Origin of the sequence: Halovenus aranensis, assembly GCF_900100385.1 — an archaeon.
Lineage (GTDB): Archaea > Halobacteriota > Halobacteria > Halobacteriales > Haloarculaceae > Halovenus > Halovenus aranensis.
This window is the reverse complement of sequence record NZ_FNFC01000013.1, coordinates 62,506-77,963: the sequence shown is the minus strand read 5'-3', so window position 1 is coordinate 77,963 and position 15,458 is coordinate 62,506. Positions and strand designations below refer to the sequence as shown.

Here is a 15,458-nt window from a genome sequence, read left to right as displayed (position 1 = left end):
ACGTATTCGAAATTACATAAATACCAGTTTCTCCAGTATCTCGGCTGCTACCCGTACATTATCAGATGCGAAGTGAGTATATAGCAGTATATTCACGGCGAGAAAACACGGCGAAAATATTGAGAGCGGAGAAAACGTCGCTATGATTTATATTGGCTACGAGTGCAAGGTCCAGATGCAACATGCAGATTAAAAATCTATTCGAGGAAGACGACGCGGTGTCGCCGGTTATCGGCGTCATCCTGATGGTCGCTATCACAGTCATCCTAGCGGCTGTCATCGCATCGTTCGTGCTCGGGCTCGGAGATACGGCAGGCGAAGTACAGCCCCAGGCCACGTGGAACTTCGAATACGAGGAAGCAAACACGGATAGCTACGATTTTACAGGTAACACAGACTACGGTAGCATCGCTGACGGGACACTCACAGAAGGAAATGGGACGTTAGAAATTACGGTCTCAGATGGTGAGGCTGTCGAAACAGCGGACCTCTACATCAGAGGGGACGGTATCTATGAAGATACATCTGACGGCGCGACTGCCGGTACTGCGGGCGATGCGACTGAGACTGACGAGATTGTGGTCGCTGACATAGCCGATGTCTCTGAAGACGAGTTCTCGGCAAGTGAAGGCTTCACGATTCCGGTTGATGATAACTACGACATCGACCTCGTCTGGGACACCGGTGACGACTCCTCAACGCTCGACGAAGACAAAGGCCCAGAAGCGTAACGGATAATCGCATCACACACTTTTTATTACTCGATTACTGAGAGGCCGGCGACAAATTCACCTCGTTGAGCTGAGTTTCCGATAACTAGAAGATGATATCAACGCCTACCACCGAACGTCAAAGGTCGTTTCGGTGCCGTCATCGTCGACGTTCGCGTGAGCGTATTCGGCTCCGAAGTGTTGGGCTGTCCCTTCGAGAAAGCCCTTCTCCCATTGTGCCGGGTACGGTGTCGTCGAAGTGACCATCGCCCGGCTCTCGTCGACTTTCTCGTACGTGTACTCGCCAGCGGCCTGGCGATGCTCGGCATCGTACATCTCTGGGAGGTGGCTCAGCCCTTCGTGTGGCGAGTCGATAGTTGCTGTCCAGTCGAGAAACCGCGGCGTCGACTCGCCAATTTTCGCCAGTGCGCTCTCGCCGGTGTTCCGCTCGACGGTCGTCAGCACGTGCAGGAAGTCCGCGAGCGGGTACCACTCGTCGGGCTCCGGGTCCGGCTTTTCGATACCCTCCTCGTTTAGCATGTTGCGCATCCGACTCTGGTAGACGGACATCACGCCGTCGATGCAGACCTGAACCAGTTCTCCGCGGACAGTACCACTCGGCTCGTTTGCTGTGAGTGTCATTAGAAGTCACCCTCCGTGACCGCAGGCTCGGGAGCGTCCTCGACCGGTGCTGTTTCGTCGGCAGCCCACTCCGTCCACGACCCGTCGTAGTTGACCGCGTCGGCACCGAGAAGCTCCGAGAGGACGAACCACGTGATAGACGAGCGCTCCCCGATACGGCAGTATGCGACCGTCGAGCTGTCTGGGTCGATGTACTCCCCGTAGATGTCCCGGAGTTCCGACTCGGGTTTGAATGTGCCATCTGCGTTGACCGCTTTCCCCCACGGGACGTTCGCTGCGGTCGGGATGTGGCCCTCCCGGTCAGTGGTGTTCGGAATCTCCGCCGGGGGTTTTTCACCGCGGTACTCCTGTGGGTTTCGAACGTCAATAATCGGCCTGCCCTCGTCGAGGCTCTCTCTGATGTCGTGTTTGTACCCGCGGATGTCCTCGTTGGTCCCGTCGATAGTGTACTCACAGGACGGGTACTCGGGCTCATCTTGTGTCTGCTCGTAGCCTTCGAGCCGCCAGGAACGCCGACCGCCGTCGAGCAACTGGACGTTCTCGTGCTGGTAGTACCTAAGCACCCAGTACGCGTGGCCGGCAAACCAGTTTGCCTGGTCGCCGTAGACGACGACTGTGGTGTCCCGTGTAATCCCCAGCTCGCCAAACAGTGACTCGGCCTCACTCTGGTCGACGACGTTGCCACCGAGCCCGTCGATGATATCTTCTTCCCAGTTAATCTGGACTGCCCCAGGGATATGCCAATCGTCGTAAACACCCGGGTCCATATCGACTTCGACCAGTCGATAGTCCGGCTCGTCGGTCTGGAACTGGTCCAGATGCTCACGAACCCATTCGGCTGACCGTATGGCGTCACTGTCGAGATGGGAGGTCACAGGTGAAAGTAACTCAGTGTAACACAAATACCTGTCAGCACTTCCCACAAAGTGAAAACTGTGTTATCAGTACTTATCCTGTCAGGAAGCTTGTAGCAGTCACGTATGAGCCGTGGTGCACAGGAAACTCCCGGTCAGGGCGAGAGACTCTTAGGAGGGGTGGTGATTGATAGGCCGAGTTGTTCACTCCCTCTGAATTCAGGCCGTTGTACGTACCGACATTTCACTGGACAGGTACCGAGTGGTTGTGTCAGATATACGATGTAGTCTGTACTCCGTCTCAGTACGTCAGAAGTGGGACCGCCCGGATTTGAACCAGGGTTGCGGGCACCCAAGGCCCGGAGGATACCAAGCTACCCCACGGTCCCGCATATACACGTGCTGGAGTGTCGGTTGTAAGCGTTTCGTTGCGCGCCGTCTGTGAGAGGAGACCCCACACTCACAAAAAATCACGAACGTCCGAGTACCACATATCGTGTTCGTCGGTTTCGTCGAGCGCACGGGCGATACGGACGGCAATGGCGTGCCAACAGAGCTGTTCAGGGTCGGTCGAGTCGAGGTTGTACTCGGCGTCCTTGCAGCTACAGGCATCGTCCTCGACAACGTACTCGTCCTCGTGACCGACGACGACGATGAAATCCCGATAGGACTTGACGCGGTTCTCGCTGACCGCCTGGATAGCGCGCTGGGCGCGGTCGCCGTGGAGCCCAACGATACGGTCAACCAGGTCTGGAGAGAGGTCTCCGGCCTTGGCAAGCTGTTGCTCCCACTCGTCGACTGCTGTCACGTGTAGAGGTTCTACGTCGAACGGCAAAATGCCGTCGGTCACCGCAGCATAAGTAAAATCGCTCTTTGAGCCTCCGGCGGCTATTTTATTATCCCGGCCATAGCAGAAAATGCGCTGACCCGCTTCGGCCCTCACTCCAGACCCCCAAGTCATGCCCCAAGCTGTCACCTTCCCGTGCGGGACTCACAAGAGTTCGCGCTCCCGTGTGTGTCCCTCTGCCGTCTGGATTGTTACCCGCAAGTTGGCCCCTGTCTGCTCTATCACGGCGAACGTCGGTTCGCCTCCACGCGGGTCGGCGTGACTGCCCCCATTCACGACCACGGTTTCCCCGACGTGGTCGATTTCCGCCCTGTGTGTATGCCCCACAATCGCTACGTCCGCTCCCTCTTGTCGTGCCAGTAGCGAGAGAGAGGTGCGGTCGTGGCGGTGTCCGTGTGTCACAACGAACTGTCGGCCGCCGAACCCGAACGTTCGGGTCGTCGGCAGTCGCTCCGTGACAGTTCTACTGTCACTGTTTCCAGACACTGCGACCAATTTTTCCGCGCGTCGCTCGAAGTTACGTAACGTTTCGGCCGTGGTAAAGTCGCCGGCGTGTACAACAACTGTAGCTGAGTCGATCGCATCGGCAACCGTCTCTGTCAGCCGCATCTCCCCCTGACTGTGGGTATCTGAAAGCACGACTAGCATACGTGTCCTCAGCGTCCCTGCCCGCAAAAGCGCTATGCACAGCACGTATCCCGGTGGCGTTCGAGGAGCGGATATGGACGTGTACGGACTCATCGGTAATCCTGTCGAGCACTCGCTGTCACCGCCGATGCACGAGGCGGCATACGAGGAACGCGAAATGGACGCTCGCTACGTGACGTTCGAGCCGTCGGCCGACGCCGCCGGTGAGGCAATCGAGAGTGCACAGACGCTCGATATCCGTGGACTGAACGTCACAATTCCGTTCAAACAGGACGTGCTGGCAGCCGTCGAGCCGACACCGCGTGCCGCACAAATCGGCGCAGTCAATACGGTCGACCTCTCGACGACGCCGCCAACCGGCCACAACACCGACGCGAGCGGAGCGGTTCGAGCACTCACACACCACGGCATCGAAGTCGACGGAGAGGCTGTTGTCGTCGGTGCTGGCGGTGCAGGCCGTGCGATAGCGTTCGGTCTCGCCGCCGAGGGCACAACAGTCACCGTCGCAAACCGGACTGTCGAGCGTGCCAACGACGTGGTAGCCGACCTGAACGAGACTGCGGAGGCGGCCAGTGCGCGCGCAACGTCACTGGATGCGGTCCCTGGTCTGCTTTCGGATGCCGATATCCTCGTCAACGCGACGAGCGTCGGCATGGACGAAGACGTGTCACCGGTACCGACCGACGCCATGCATTCCGAACTCGCTGTGCTAGATGCGGTGTACTCGCCGCTGTCGACGCGGCTGCTCACCGACGCCGCCGAGGCGGGTGCGACGACGGTCGATGGGGCGTGGATGCTCCTGTATCAGGGCGTCGAAGCGTTCGAGTTCTGGACCGGAGCCGAGGCCCCGGTGGGGGTGATGAACGATGCGCTCCGTGACAGGCTGTCCGACGGCGGACAATGACACCGGGACAGGCGCACACGGTGACAGTGAGCGAACCGCATTACAGTCTGCGTACAATTAAGTAACCGCCGACCCTATGCGTTCGTATGAGCGCAAAGAGCCTGATACAGAAGATAAAACAGTTCGTCGGGCTCTCGGACGGGTCAGGGTCCAGCGCGGGCCCGTCCGCGCCCGAGGAGACGGACGTGACTATCGAGCGTGAGCCTGAACCGGCCGAGACGACCAGTGAGGAACAGACGACGACAGTCGAAGACGACGGAGGCGACGAAGACGAAGCCCCGGTCGACAGCGAACCTGTCGAGAGTATCAAAGGGATTGGACCGACCTACAGCGACCGGCTCGAAGCGAATGGACTCGGGACGGTAGCGGCGCTGGCCGACAGCGACGCCAAAACAGTCGCTGAGGCGGCAGAAACGTCAGAGGGTCGGGCAAGCGAATGGGTGAAACGCGCAAAAAACAGGTAGGACCGCAAGACCGTTACCCCCGCTTTTCTATGTAGTCGTATGGAACCGACGGTCCGGACAGAGAAGCCGGCGTTTTGCTCTGTCGCCAGCGACGCCCCGGCAGGGGCGCGCATCCCGGTCGAGGCCCGCGTCACCGTCTCGGACCCCTTCGACGCTTACCGTCGTGCACGGACAGAGAGCGCCGGTGCGTACCTCGCTACCACCGGCGGACAGACAGGCTGGGGCTATTTCGGCGTCGACCCCGTCGCCGTCCAGTCTGTCGACCCCGGTGAGTCCGACTCCCTCGACACGCTCGAAGCGTTGCTGGCCGAGGAGACACTCGTCCGGGGGGAGTGTGATGTCCCGTATCCCTGTGGCGCAATCGGCTGGCTTTCGTACGATATCGCGAGAGAACTCGAAGCACTGCCGACGAGCGCAGCCAGAGACCGGGCGTTGCCCCGGTTGCAGGTCGCGACCTACGAGACGCTTGCGGCCTGGGAAGAGCCACGCGGCGAGGCCGTCACGCTCCGAATCACCTCCTGTCCTCGTGTCGAGGACCCTGCAGACGAGGCGGTGTGCCGAGAGGCATACGAGCGCGGCCGCCAGCAGGCGCTCGCACTCGCACGCGAGGTACTGGATGGCGACCCGACCGTCGACTCTCCGGCAATCGACACGGCCACAGTCGAGTTCGAAAGCGACTGTAGCCGGGACGCCTTCGCCGAACGCGTCCGGCGTGTCAGGGAATATATCCGGGACGGCGACACCTTCCAGACGAACATCTCCCAGCGGTTGCGGGCACCGGCAGCAGTCCACCCAGTAGCGGCGTTCGATGCGCTCCGCGAGGTAAATCCCGCACCGTACTCGGGTCTCCTCGAGTTTCCGGGGGTCGACCTCGTGAGTGCTAGCCCCGAACTGTTGCTCAAACGCGAGGGCGACAGGCTGGTGACCGAGCCGATTGCCGGGACGCGACCGCGTGGCGAGACCGAAAAGGAAGACGAGGCGCTCGAAGCCGAGTTACTCGGCGACGAGAAAGAGCGCGCCGAACACGCGATGTTGGTCGACCTAGAGCGAAACGACCTCGGGAAAGTCTGTGCGTACGGGAGCGTCGACGTGACCGAATACCGTCGCGTCGACCGCTACTCCGAGGTGATGCATCTCGTCTCGCTCGTCGAAGGACGGCTCCGGCCGACGTGTTCACTCGCAGATGCCATCGGCGCTGTCTTTCCCGGCGGGACGATTACCGGGGCACCGAAACCCCGAACGATGGAGATTATCGACGAGCTGGAGGCGAGTCGGCGCGGCCCGTACACCGGCGCTATCGGTCTCTTCGGGTTCGACGAGCGTGCGACCCTGAATATCATCATCCGGACGCTCACCCGTTACAAAGAGGAGTATTTCCTGCGTGTGGGGGCCGGTATCGTCCACGATTCGGTGCCAGCACAGGAGTACAACGAAACGCTCGACAAAGGCCGCGCGCTGGTGAACGCAATCGACCGCGCGCTCGGCGAGCAGGGCAGTATGACTGTCACAGAACACTGATGAAGATACTCGTCATCGACAACTACGACTCGTTTGTCTACAACCTCGTCCAGTACGTCGGCGAGGTCACGACCAGCTACGGGGGTGAGGTCGTCGTCCGCCGTAACGACGGCCTCTCTGTCGAGGGCGTTGACGACCTTGACCCGGACGGTGTCGTCGTCTCACCCGGCCCGGGAACGCCTGCCGATGCGGGAGTCTCTCTGCCGTTGTTTCGACAGCGCCAGTATCCGACACTGGGCGTCTGTCTGGGCCACCAGGCGCTGTGTGGCGCGAACGGCTCGGCGGTCGGCCACGCCGACTCGGTCGTCCACGGGAAATCCTCGGTTGTCTCTCACGACGGCGAGGGCATCTTCGATGGCCTGCCCGCAGAGTTCGAGGTCGGTCGCTATCACTCGCTGGCTGTCGACCGGCGCGACCTCCCGCACCCACTCGTCGAAACCGCCCACACGACCGACGAAGAGCAGGTCCTTATGGGCGTTCGCCATCGGAGCCGCCCTCACGTGGGCGTTCAGTTTCACCCCGAGAGCATCCTGACAGATGTCGGCCTCCGACTGGTCGAGAACTTCATCGACACGTACGTGACAGACGATGGGCAGGCTCCAGACAGCCGACGCCGTGAGCAAAGAGCAGAGGGAGATGAGTAAGCGATGAGCGAGTACTACCACGTCGACGGCGAACTCGTCCCGGCCGAGGAGGCGACGGTGAACGTCCGGGACCGCGGATTCATGTACGGCGACGCTGCCTTCGAGACGCTCCGTGCCTACGGCGGAGGCCTGTTCGAGTGGGAGGCACATGCCGACAGACTGGGCCGGACCTGTGAGACACTCGGGTTCGCCGATGCCCTCCCGGCAGCGACAGAGCTTCACGGCCGTGTCACGGACACGCTCGCTGCCAATGACCTGACCGACGCATACGTTCGTCTCGCTGTCACGCGCGGCGTCCAGCCCGGCAAGCTTAGTCCCGAGAGTCAGGTCGACCCGACCGTCGTGGTCACCGTCGCGGAACTCCCTCGCGGCGGGCGTGAGGGGACACGCGTCTGGGACGGTCCGGCGACAGTCGAGACCGTCGACACCCGGAAGATTCCCGACAGCGCGCTTCCGGCCGACGCGAAGACACACAACTACCTGAACGGCATTCTCGCCCGACTCGAACTCGACGAGGCAGACGAGTCACTGCTGTGTTCGACCAGCGGGTACGTGACCGAGGGAGCGACGAGCAACGTCTGTTTTGTCCGTGACGGCGCGCTGTGTACGCCGACGACAGAGCTTCCGCTGTTGCCGGGAGTTACCCGAGGCGTTGTCCTGGAGCTTGCCAGAGACGCGGGAATCTCGGTCGAGACCGGACGATACGAGCCTGCGACGGTCGCGACCGCCGACGAGGTGTTTGTGACGAACTCGACGTGGGAGATTCGTCCGGTCACTGTCCTCGACGGCCAGTCCGTTCCGGTCGGTCCCGTCACTCGGCGGCTTCAGGAACTGTTCGACGAACGCGTCGAGGAGCTGTACTGAGCTACGCGTCGTTCGAGTCGTCCGAACTCCCGGTCAGCGAGAGGTCGTCACCAGCTGCGTCGATGTCTTCCTCGACCGATTCGAGGTCTTCTTCGACAGTCTCGACTTCCTCTTTGACGGGCTCGAACTCGGAGCGAACGTCGTCGATTTCGCTCTCGGCTTTGGCTCTGGTCGAGCGGACCTTTCCGGCGGCGGAGCCGGCTTCTCGGGCGATGTCCGTGGCACGCGAGCCAAACAGCAAGACGAGAACAACTGCCCCGACCAGCATCAGTTCGACTGGCCCGATAAACAGCGGAACGAACGCGATGTCTTGCATATCTGGGGGTTCGACGCCAACAGTTGTATGTGTTTTGCCACAATCTCACGTCGGCGGAAGACACAAGACAGATAGGCGGAGCCATACCACAGGTGAGACAACAAGTATGAGCGGCGAGAGATACGAGCTCGGTCGTCGACAGTTCGTCCAGGCGACCGGTGCAGGCGTCGCCGGCGCGGCCCTCCTGTCGGCAGGCGCTGGCACGACGGCAGGGCAACAGGCCAGAGAGGCACCCGACGAGGACGAGTACGAGGATATCATAGCCGAGATGGACGGTGATGGCTCGAAAGAGAATCCCTACGTCGTCACCGACGTGGTCGAGCTACAGGCGATGAGCGGCGAGACGAGCGCACGGTACGAACTCGGAAACGATATCGACGCCACGGCGACCGCCGACTGGAACGACGGCGCGGGTTTCGACCCGATTCTGGCACCACAGCAAACAGACCAGGACGACACGCAGCAATCCACTCGGGCGTTTACCGGTGAACTCGCCGGAAACGGCCACGAGATAACCGGGCTAACCGTCGAGCGGCCGGACGAACCGGGTGCAGGCCTTCTGCTCGCAAATCAGGGGGCAGTCGTCGACCTCACAATCAGCGACGCGACGGTGTCAGGCGACGTGGCAGGTATTCTGGCCGCATCGAGCAGTGGTGGTCTCCGGGGCGTGACGGTGAGTGGCTCCGTCTCGGGCGGGACAAACGTCGGTGGCATCCTGGGGACGAACCGGGGTGCGATAGCGGAGTGTGACGCGACCGTCGAGGTGCGTGGCCAAGAGCGGGTCGGTGGACTCGTCGGCAAGAACAACGGCAACGTCGGCGGGTCTACCGTCGACGGGAGCGTCGAGGGCACGGTCGACGTCGGCGGCGCATTCGGGACTGTCTCTGGTACCAGCAACCTGGGGCGTATCGACGCGACGACAGCAGTCACCGGCACCGAGCGCGTCGGCGGTTTCGTCGGCGACCACTCGGGGAGAATCTCCGGGAGTACGGCCACCGGGGATGTCTCGGGCGAGCAGATGGTGGGTGGCTTTGTCGGCGAGAGCTGGGGGCAATTGCTAGGCGTCACCGCCCAAGGAGCCGTCGACGGTACCGAGAACGTCGGCGGACTCGCCGGCACGTGTTACGACAGGATACGCGCCTGCTCGGTCCACGGAGACGTGACCGGAACGACCAACGTCGGCGGCGTGGTCGGCTGGGGTTCGGCAGGCTCTGTTGTCACGCAGGTGTACACCCTCGGCTCGGTAGACGGCGAATCCGCTGTCGGGGCACTCGTCGGGTTGCTCGGCTGGGAGTTTTTCGGAGAGGGCGATACAGCTAAACTCCGCCGTGGCTACTGGGAGACAGGCGCGACAGACCGCCAGCCGGTTGGTCTCGTCAACGCGGGGAACGGAACGGTTTCAGTCGACGAAGAGACGCTGTCCGGGCTCGGCGCCGACCAGTTCGTCGGGACGGACGCCCCCTCTCGGCTGTCCGCGTTCGACTTCGAAAAGCAGTGGCGGGCAGTCTCGGACGAAGCGCCGGTCCCCCGCGCACAAGCCCCGTCGACGTTCGAAATTACGGATGGGCCGACGACGACGATAACCGTCAGACAGGACGAGACCTTCTCGGTCGAACTCGGTATCGAGAACACGGGAGAGTACGGCGGCAGGCAGACAGTCACGATGGTCGTGGACGGTGAGGCGTTCGCAAGCATCGAACAGGAACTCGATGCCGGCGAGTCGGCCACGGTCACGCTGTCGGAGTTGCAGGCTTCGGAGCTTCCGGTCGGCACCTACAGTTTCCGGGTCCAGACACGCAACGATGCCGTCGAGGGAACTATCGAAGTCCAGAACGCCCTGCCGGGCGGCACCGACACGCCGAAGGAAACTGACGGCACCACGCCAGACGAGGCAGACGGCGACGGCCCCGGATTCGGCGTCGGAAGCGCACTGGTCGGCATCGGCACCGGCCTCGCGGTGCTGGCGCGGCGGTTCGGTCCCGACACAGACGAGTAAGACACCGATAGTGCTACTTTGCTCGCGTCGTAATCACCGTGTATGGAGCTCCATCTGCTCGACAGAGGGACCATCCGCGCAGACCTGAATTTCGCGCTCGATGCCGAAGTCGCGGCGGTCAAAAGCCAGCAATCACCGGAGTTGATCTACGACGACTACGCCGTCTGGAACCTGCTCATCGACCATCCCGAGGCGACGATTCTCTGGGACACCGGTTCGAACCCGGACGCCGAGTCCGTCTGGCCTGCCCCGCTGTTCGAGGCATCCGCCCACGAGGACGCCGACGAACACGACCTGGAGTCCGCACTCGCTGCTGTCGGCTACGGCGTCGACGATATCGATATCGTCGTCCAGTCACACCTCCACCTCGACCACGCCGGCGGGCTGTATCACTTCGACGGGACAGATGTGCCGGTCTACGTCCACCGGCGCGAACTCGAACACGCCTACCTCAGCGCCAACACCGCTGTGGGCGGCGACGCCTACCTGACTGCCGACTTCGATTGTGACCTCAACTGGCGGGTCGTCCACGACGACCGGCAGCTCCTCCCCGGCATCGAGTTGCTTCACCTCCCCGGACACACACCGGGACTACTGGGCGCACACATCCACCGCGAGGATGGCGATGTTCTCATCGCCGGTGACGAGGCCTTCCTCGCGCCCAACTACGAGGAAGGCAGAGAGATGGGAACGAGCCTCGTCTACGACTCCCAAGCCTGGGAAGCGAGTCGGCGCAAGCTCGAAGACCGCGAGCGCCGCAGTGACGCGACAGTTATCTACGGCCACGACCCCGACCAGTTCGAGTCGCTGCAGGGCACACTATGACTGCCGTATTCGTTGTACTGCTGTGAATACACGACGCTGGGCGGCCAGACCGACCGCTCGGAAACCACGTATCACACGCCTTTTGTACCACTAGAAGTTATCACTCGGTAATGAGACGACGAAAAGTACTGGCTGCGCTCGGAACGGGCGCTGTCACGGCGGTTGCAGGGTGTCTCGGCGGCGACGACGGAGAAGACGGCGACGACACGCCAGCCGACACAGAGACACCGGCAGATACAGAGACCCCGACCGACACAGAGACGCCAGCCAACACGGAGACCCCGACCGACGACGGGTCGGGCGAATCCAACGACGGAGGGACGACCGACGGCGAGCAAGCGACACTGACAGTCGGAACGTACGGCTCGTTTCTGGACGCACCGTCGGTCAGTCCCGGCGCGCGTGTCAAAGAAGAGTTCGAGTCCGAGTTCGATGCGACGTTGGAATGGGCCGCCCCAGACCAGGAAATCAACTACTACATCGAGCGACAGCGCCAGGGAGTCGACCTCGATGCCGATATGTATCTCGGGCTGAATACCGACGAACTCGTCCGCATCGACAGCGAACTCGACGACGGACTGTTCGCAGAGGCCGGTGATGTTGGACGCGTCGGCGACATCCGCGAGGGGCTCCAGTTCGACCCCGACGGCCGCGCCCTGCCGTTCGACACCGGCTATATCAGCCCGGTCTACGACAGCACCGAAATCGAAGCCCCCGAGACGTTCGAAGGGCTCCTCGACGACGAGTACGAGGGCGCCCTCATCGCACAGAACCCTGGCACGGCGACAACCGGCCGGGCGTTCCTGTTCCACACCGTCCACTACTTCGGCGAAGACGGCTACCTTGACTTCTGGGCAGACCTCCAGGACAACGGCGTCCAGATTCTCGGCTCGTGGAGCGACGCATACAGCGCCTGGCAGGAAGGCGAAGCACCGATGGTCGTCTCGTACTCGACCGACCAGGTGTTCGCCGAGGCCGACGGCGCAGACCTCGCAGAGCACCAGATTCGCTTCCTCAACGACCAGGCGTATGCGAACCCCGAAGGGATGGCCGTCTTCCAGAACGCAGACGAGCCGGAACTGGCCCGAGAGTTCATGAACTTCGTCCTCGGCCCGGAGCTACAGGGCATCATCGCCGAGCAGAACGTCTCGTTCCCGGCAACGGAGACAGCGACCCTCTCTGAGGACTACAACGAGCTCGCAAAGGAGCCCCCCGAACCGGTCACGTTCAGCTACAACGAGCTCAAAGGCTCGATGGAGGGCTGGGTCGAAGACTGGGAGCGGCAGTTCATCAGCAACTGAGGGAGGCGTCTGCGATGGGGTCCCGCCAGGAGCACCGCGACGGCGACTCGCCGGGTCGGGAGTATCTCGGCCCGGCCCGGCGTTTGCTCCGTGGCGTGGTCGACCGGGTCGGGCTCACCTTCGTCGCTCTCGCCTCGTTCGTGCTGTTGGTGGTCGTCTTCTACTACCCGGTGGCGACGGTTCTGGTCGAGGCCGTTCTCGTCGACGGGCGGGCGACGCTCGATATTTTCGTCGATATTCTGCGCGACCCGTTTTATTTCGGCGAAGTCGCCCGTCTGTTCAGTGGGGAATCGCCAGTTGCCGTCGCCGGCGACCTGCTCTCGGCTGACCGCCGGCTTGGCATCGTCGGCTTCACTGCCTACCAGGCCCTCCTCTCGACGCTCGCGAGTGTCGCACTCGGCGTCCCGGCCGCATACATCCTCGCGCGCTACGAGTTTCCGGGCCGGCGGACGATTCGGTCGCTGACCATCCTGCCGTTTATTCTGCCCTCGATTATGGTCGCCGTCGGCTTCGTCGCCACGTTCGGCCAGAACGGGCCGCTCAACTCCGCGCTCGAAGCGGTGGGACTCCCGACGTTTGACTTGCTGTACAGCCTCGAAGCAATCATCATCGCACACGCCTTCTACAACGCGCCGCTGGTGGCGCGGATGACGACGGCGGCCTGGGAGTCTGTCGACGCCAGCTCTGTCGAGACCGCCCGGAGTCTCGGCGCGAGCCCGTTCCGGGCGTTCCGTGATGTCGTTGCCCCACAGCTGTATCCCGCAGTGTTGATGGGGGCGACGCTCACGTTCGTGTTCACCTTCGGAACCTTTCCCATCGTTCTCGCGCTCGGTGGGATAGAGTACGTCACCGTCGAGTACTTCGTCTACCGGCTTATCCAGGATTTCGATTACGCCGAGGCCGCGGGACTGGCGCTCATCGAACTCGCCATCTCGCTGTCGGTGCTGTACGGCTATCTCCGGTACGAGGCTCGCCAGTCGATGCAGTCTCGCGGTGCGCGCCCGCTTCCCCGGAAGCCGCTTCGACCGCCGTCGCTGTCGGTCCGGGCGCTCTTAGTGCGCGTCGGCATCGTCTGTTATGGGCTGGTCGCTGTCGTCGTCTTCGTGCTCCCGCTGGCGAACATGGTTCTCGCAAGTGTGACCGACGCAGGCGGGTTCACGCTCTCACACTACCAGTTTCTCCTCGAACGACAGGCAGAGGGGGCAGCCTTTCAGGTCCAGCCCTGGCCCGCTATCCGGAACTCGTTACTGTTCGGTGTGGCCTCGCTTGCGGTCGCGCTCCCGATTGGAGTCGTCATCGCCGTCTTGACGACCAGAGAGTACCGCGGTCGCAAGCTGGTCGACACGCTGGCGATGGCCCCTCTCTCGGTGTCGGGTATCGTCGTCGGTCTGGGGCTGCTCCGCGGGCTGGTCTTCGGCGTCGAACTCGGCGACACACGCGTCGCTGTCGGCGGTGCACTCGCCATCGTCGCCGCCCACGCCGTCGCGGGCTACCCCTTCGTCGTCCGCACCGTCGCGCCAGGCTTAGAGAACCTCGACGACCAGCTCGTCGAGTCCGCGCGGGCGCTGGGAGCCTCCCGGACTCGCGCGTTGCTCGACATCGAGTTGCCGCTGGTGTGGCCGGGTGTCGTCGCCGGCGCGGCCTTTGCCTTTGCACTCTCTATCGGCGAGTTCTCCTCGACGGTCATCCTCGCGACCGGGACCGACCAGTTCACGATGCCGGTCGCAATCGAACGGTTCATCGGTCGTCGGCTCGGACCGGCGACCGCTATGGGCGTCGTCTTGCTCGTCGTCACCAGCGTCAGTTTCGTCGTCATCGACCGGCTCGGAGGTGACCACCGTGGCCTCTGAGCCCGTGGTCTCGCTGGAGGGACTCACCAAACGCTACGAGACGACGACCGCCGTCGACGACCTCTCGTTTACCGTCTCGGAAGGCGAGTTCTTCACGCTGGTCGGGCCGTCGGGCTGTGGGAAGACGACGACGCTGCGCCTGCTGGGGGGGTTCGAAGACCCGACCGAGGGCTCGATTCGCCTCCGCGGGCGCGACGTGACCGGCGTGCCGCCGGAGGCCCGAGACATCGGCGTCGTCTTCCAGAGCTACGCGCTGTTTCCCCACATGACCGTCGGCGAGAACGTCGGTTACGGCCTCAACTTCGAGGAGCCGCCGGGCGGCATGAGCCGTGAAGAGCGTGTTGCGGAGCTACTAGAGTTGGTCGGACTCGATGGGTTCGAGGAGCGCGACCCGACAGCACTGTCGGGTGGACAACGCCAGCGTGTCGCCATCGCGCGCGCACTCGCACCGGGCCCGGACCTGCTCTTGCTCGACGAACCGATGAGCGCACTCGACGCTCGGCTCCGGGAGCGGCTGCGCGTCGAGTTGAAAACGCTCCAGCAGGAACTCGACATCACGACGGTCTACGTGACCCACGACCAAGAGGAGGCACTCGCAATCTCCGACCGAATGGCAGTCATGCACGACGGCGCGGCCGAACAGGTCGGTACACCCCGGGCCGTGTACGACCGACCGGCGACGCGCTTTGTCGCCGAATTCGTCGGCGACAACAACGTCTTCTCGGGCACGGTCACGGGCCGCGACGGCGAACGCATCAGTATCGACCTGGGGCCGACGACGGTCGTTGTTCAATCTGCGTGTGACGCCGCGCGTGGCGATACTGCAGTCGCCTGTGTCCGGCCCGAACAGTTCAGCCGCGACGGCGGGACGAATCAGCTCGTGACAGACGTCGAGAGCGCCGAGTTCCTCGGCTGGACGACGCGGCTTCACCTCGACTGGCACGGCCAGGAACTGCTCGCCCGGACCGACGCCGCCCTCTCGGGAACTGTTCCCCTCTGCTTCGAGCCCGAAGACGCACACATCGTCACCGTCGAGTGAGCGGATGCGACAGAGTGACATACCGGAGCAACGCTC

General features: G+C 62.8%; 16 protein-coding genes and 1 tRNA gene. 11 read left to right on the top strand and 6 right to left on the bottom strand.

What is annotated here, in order from left to right:
* The first annotated feature begins 182 nt into the window (after positions 1-182).
* Complete coding sequence (locus BLR34_RS13240) at positions 183-731, top strand: type IV pilin domain-containing protein (RefSeq protein ID WP_092703821.1); 549 nt, start codon at positions 183-185, stop codon at positions 729-731.
* A gap of 105 nt (positions 732-836) precedes the next feature.
* On the opposite strand, the gene BLR34_RS13235 is transcribed toward BLR34_RS13240, so the two are convergent.
* The 5 genes from BLR34_RS13235 to BLR34_RS13215 all read right to left on the bottom strand — a co-directional run bounded on the left by BLR34_RS13235 (position 837) and on the right by BLR34_RS13215 (position 3,701).
* The gene (locus tag BLR34_RS13235; protein WP_092703819.1) at positions 837-1,352 is read right to left on the bottom strand and encodes a hypothetical protein; all 516 of its coding nucleotides are present in this window, start codon (positions 1,350-1,352) and stop codon (positions 837-839) included.
* Entirely contained in the window at positions 1,352-2,227 is an 876-nt protein-coding gene (locus tag BLR34_RS13230; protein WP_245683222.1) for a sulfurtransferase, read from the bottom strand. Before BLR34_RS13230 ends, BLR34_RS13235 begins: the two co-directional genes overlap by 1 nt.
* A 295-nt stretch (positions 2,228-2,522) precedes the next feature.
* Positions 2,523-2,595: transfer RNA gene (locus BLR34_RS13225), tRNA-Pro, on the bottom strand.
* Positions 2,596-2,666: 71 nt separating this feature from the next.
* Positions 2,667-3,014, bottom strand: a complete 348-nt coding sequence (locus BLR34_RS13220; protein ID WP_092703898.1) for a hypothetical protein — start codon at positions 3,012-3,014, stop codon at positions 2,667-2,669.
* A gap of 183 nt (positions 3,015-3,197) precedes the next feature.
* Positions 3,198-3,701: a metallophosphoesterase gene (locus tag BLR34_RS13215; RefSeq protein ID WP_176765325.1), complete on the bottom strand. Its 504-nt coding sequence runs from the start codon at positions 3,699-3,701 to the stop codon at positions 3,198-3,200.
* Positions 3,702-3,774: 73 nt separating this feature from the next.
* Here BLR34_RS13215 and aroE point away from each other — a divergent pair, with 73 nt between their 5' ends.
* The 5 genes from aroE to BLR34_RS13190 all read left to right on the top strand — a co-directional run bounded on the left by aroE (position 3,775) and on the right by BLR34_RS13190 (position 8,095).
* Positions 3,775-4,605, top strand: a complete 831-nt coding sequence (gene aroE, locus BLR34_RS13210; RefSeq protein ID WP_092703815.1) for a shikimate dehydrogenase — start codon at positions 3,775-3,777, stop codon at positions 4,603-4,605.
* Between the two features lie 86 nt (positions 4,606-4,691).
* Positions 4,692-5,069 (top strand): helix-hairpin-helix domain-containing protein, encoded by a 378-nt coding sequence (locus tag BLR34_RS13205; RefSeq protein WP_092703813.1) that lies wholly within the window; start codon positions 4,692-4,694, stop codon positions 5,067-5,069.
* Positions 5,070-5,108: 39 nt separating this feature from the next.
* Positions 5,109-6,587, top strand: coding sequence for an aminodeoxychorismate synthase, component I (gene pabB / locus BLR34_RS13200; RefSeq protein ID WP_092703811.1), 1,479 nt, complete (start codon positions 5,109-5,111; stop codon positions 6,585-6,587).
* A complete protein-coding gene (locus tag BLR34_RS13195) occupies positions 6,587-7,231 on the top strand; it encodes an anthranilate synthase component II (RefSeq protein WP_092703809.1) in 645 nt (214 codons plus the stop codon). The genes pabB and BLR34_RS13195 overlap by 1 nt, the downstream gene beginning before the upstream one ends.
* Before the next feature lie 3 nt (positions 7,232-7,234).
* A complete protein-coding gene (locus tag BLR34_RS13190; RefSeq protein ID WP_092703807.1) occupies positions 7,235-8,095 on the top strand; it encodes an aminotransferase class IV in 861 nt (286 codons plus the stop codon).
* A 1-nt stretch (position 8,096) separates the two neighbouring features.
* Here BLR34_RS13190 and BLR34_RS13185 read toward each other — a convergent pair whose 3' ends face one another.
* Entirely contained in the window at positions 8,097-8,411 is a 315-nt protein-coding gene (locus BLR34_RS13185) for a twin-arginine translocase TatA/TatE family subunit (protein ID WP_092703805.1), read from the bottom strand.
* A gap of 106 nt (positions 8,412-8,517) precedes the next feature.
* On the opposite strand from BLR34_RS13185, the gene BLR34_RS13180 reads away from it, so the two are divergent.
* The 5 genes from BLR34_RS13180 to BLR34_RS13160 all read left to right on the top strand — a co-directional run bounded on the left by BLR34_RS13180 (position 8,518) and on the right by BLR34_RS13160 (position 15,422).
* Positions 8,518-10,407, top strand: a complete 1,890-nt coding sequence (locus BLR34_RS13180; RefSeq protein WP_092703803.1) for a GLUG motif-containing protein — start codon at positions 8,518-8,520, stop codon at positions 10,405-10,407.
* A 42-nt stretch (positions 10,408-10,449) separates the two neighbouring features.
* Positions 10,450-11,232, top strand: coding sequence for an N-acyl homoserine lactonase family protein (locus BLR34_RS13175; RefSeq protein ID WP_092703801.1), 783 nt, complete (start codon positions 10,450-10,452; stop codon positions 11,230-11,232).
* A 110-nt stretch (positions 11,233-11,342) separates the two neighbouring features.
* Positions 11,343-12,533, top strand: a complete 1,191-nt coding sequence (locus tag BLR34_RS13170) for a thiamine ABC transporter substrate-binding protein (RefSeq protein WP_092703799.1) — start codon at positions 11,343-11,345, stop codon at positions 12,531-12,533.
* Between the two features lie 14 nt (positions 12,534-12,547).
* A complete protein-coding gene (locus BLR34_RS13165) occupies positions 12,548-14,383 on the top strand; it encodes an ABC transporter permease (RefSeq protein WP_092703797.1) in 1,836 nt (611 codons plus the stop codon).
* Entirely contained in the window at positions 14,364-15,422 is a 1,059-nt protein-coding gene (locus tag BLR34_RS13160) for an ABC transporter ATP-binding protein (protein ID WP_092703795.1), read from the top strand. Before BLR34_RS13165 ends, BLR34_RS13160 begins: the two co-directional genes overlap by 20 nt.
* Positions 15,423-15,458 lie beyond the last annotated feature (36 nt).

Bases quoted from the DNA above. Each gene is read 5' to 3' on its own strand.
- BLR34_RS13240 (WP_092703821.1), top strand. From the start codon at position 183: ATGCAGATTAAAAATCTATTCGAGGAAGACGACGCGGTGTCGCCGGTT.
- BLR34_RS13235 (WP_092703819.1), bottom strand. From the start codon at position 1,352: ATGACACTCACAGCAAACGAGCCGAGTGGTACTGTCCGCGGAGAACTG.
- BLR34_RS13215 (WP_176765325.1), bottom strand. From the start codon at position 3,701: ATGCTAGTCGTGCTTTCAGATACCCACAGTCAGGGGGAGATGCGGCTG.
- aroE (WP_092703815.1), top strand. From the start codon at position 3,775: ATGGACGTGTACGGACTCATCGGTAATCCTGTCGAGCACTCGCTGTCA.
- BLR34_RS13205 (WP_092703813.1), top strand. From the start codon at position 4,692: ATGAGCGCAAAGAGCCTGATACAGAAGATAAAACAGTTCGTCGGGCTC.
- pabB (WP_092703811.1), top strand. From the start codon at position 5,109: ATGGAACCGACGGTCCGGACAGAGAAGCCGGCGTTTTGCTCTGTCGCC.
- BLR34_RS13195 (WP_092703809.1), top strand. From the start codon at position 6,587: ATGAAGATACTCGTCATCGACAACTACGACTCGTTTGTCTACAACCTC.
- BLR34_RS13190 (WP_092703807.1), top strand. From the start codon at position 7,235: ATGAGCGAGTACTACCACGTCGACGGCGAACTCGTCCCGGCCGAGGAG.
- BLR34_RS13185 (WP_092703805.1), bottom strand. From the start codon at position 8,411: ATGCAAGACATCGCGTTCGTTCCGCTGTTTATCGGGCCAGTCGAACTG.
- BLR34_RS13180 (WP_092703803.1), top strand. From the start codon at position 8,518: ATGAGCGGCGAGAGATACGAGCTCGGTCGTCGACAGTTCGTCCAGGCG.
- BLR34_RS13175 (WP_092703801.1), top strand. From the start codon at position 10,450: ATGGAGCTCCATCTGCTCGACAGAGGGACCATCCGCGCAGACCTGAAT.
- BLR34_RS13170 (WP_092703799.1), top strand. From the start codon at position 11,343: ATGAGACGACGAAAAGTACTGGCTGCGCTCGGAACGGGCGCTGTCACG.
- BLR34_RS13165 (WP_092703797.1), top strand. From the start codon at position 12,548: ATGGGGTCCCGCCAGGAGCACCGCGACGGCGACTCGCCGGGTCGGGAG.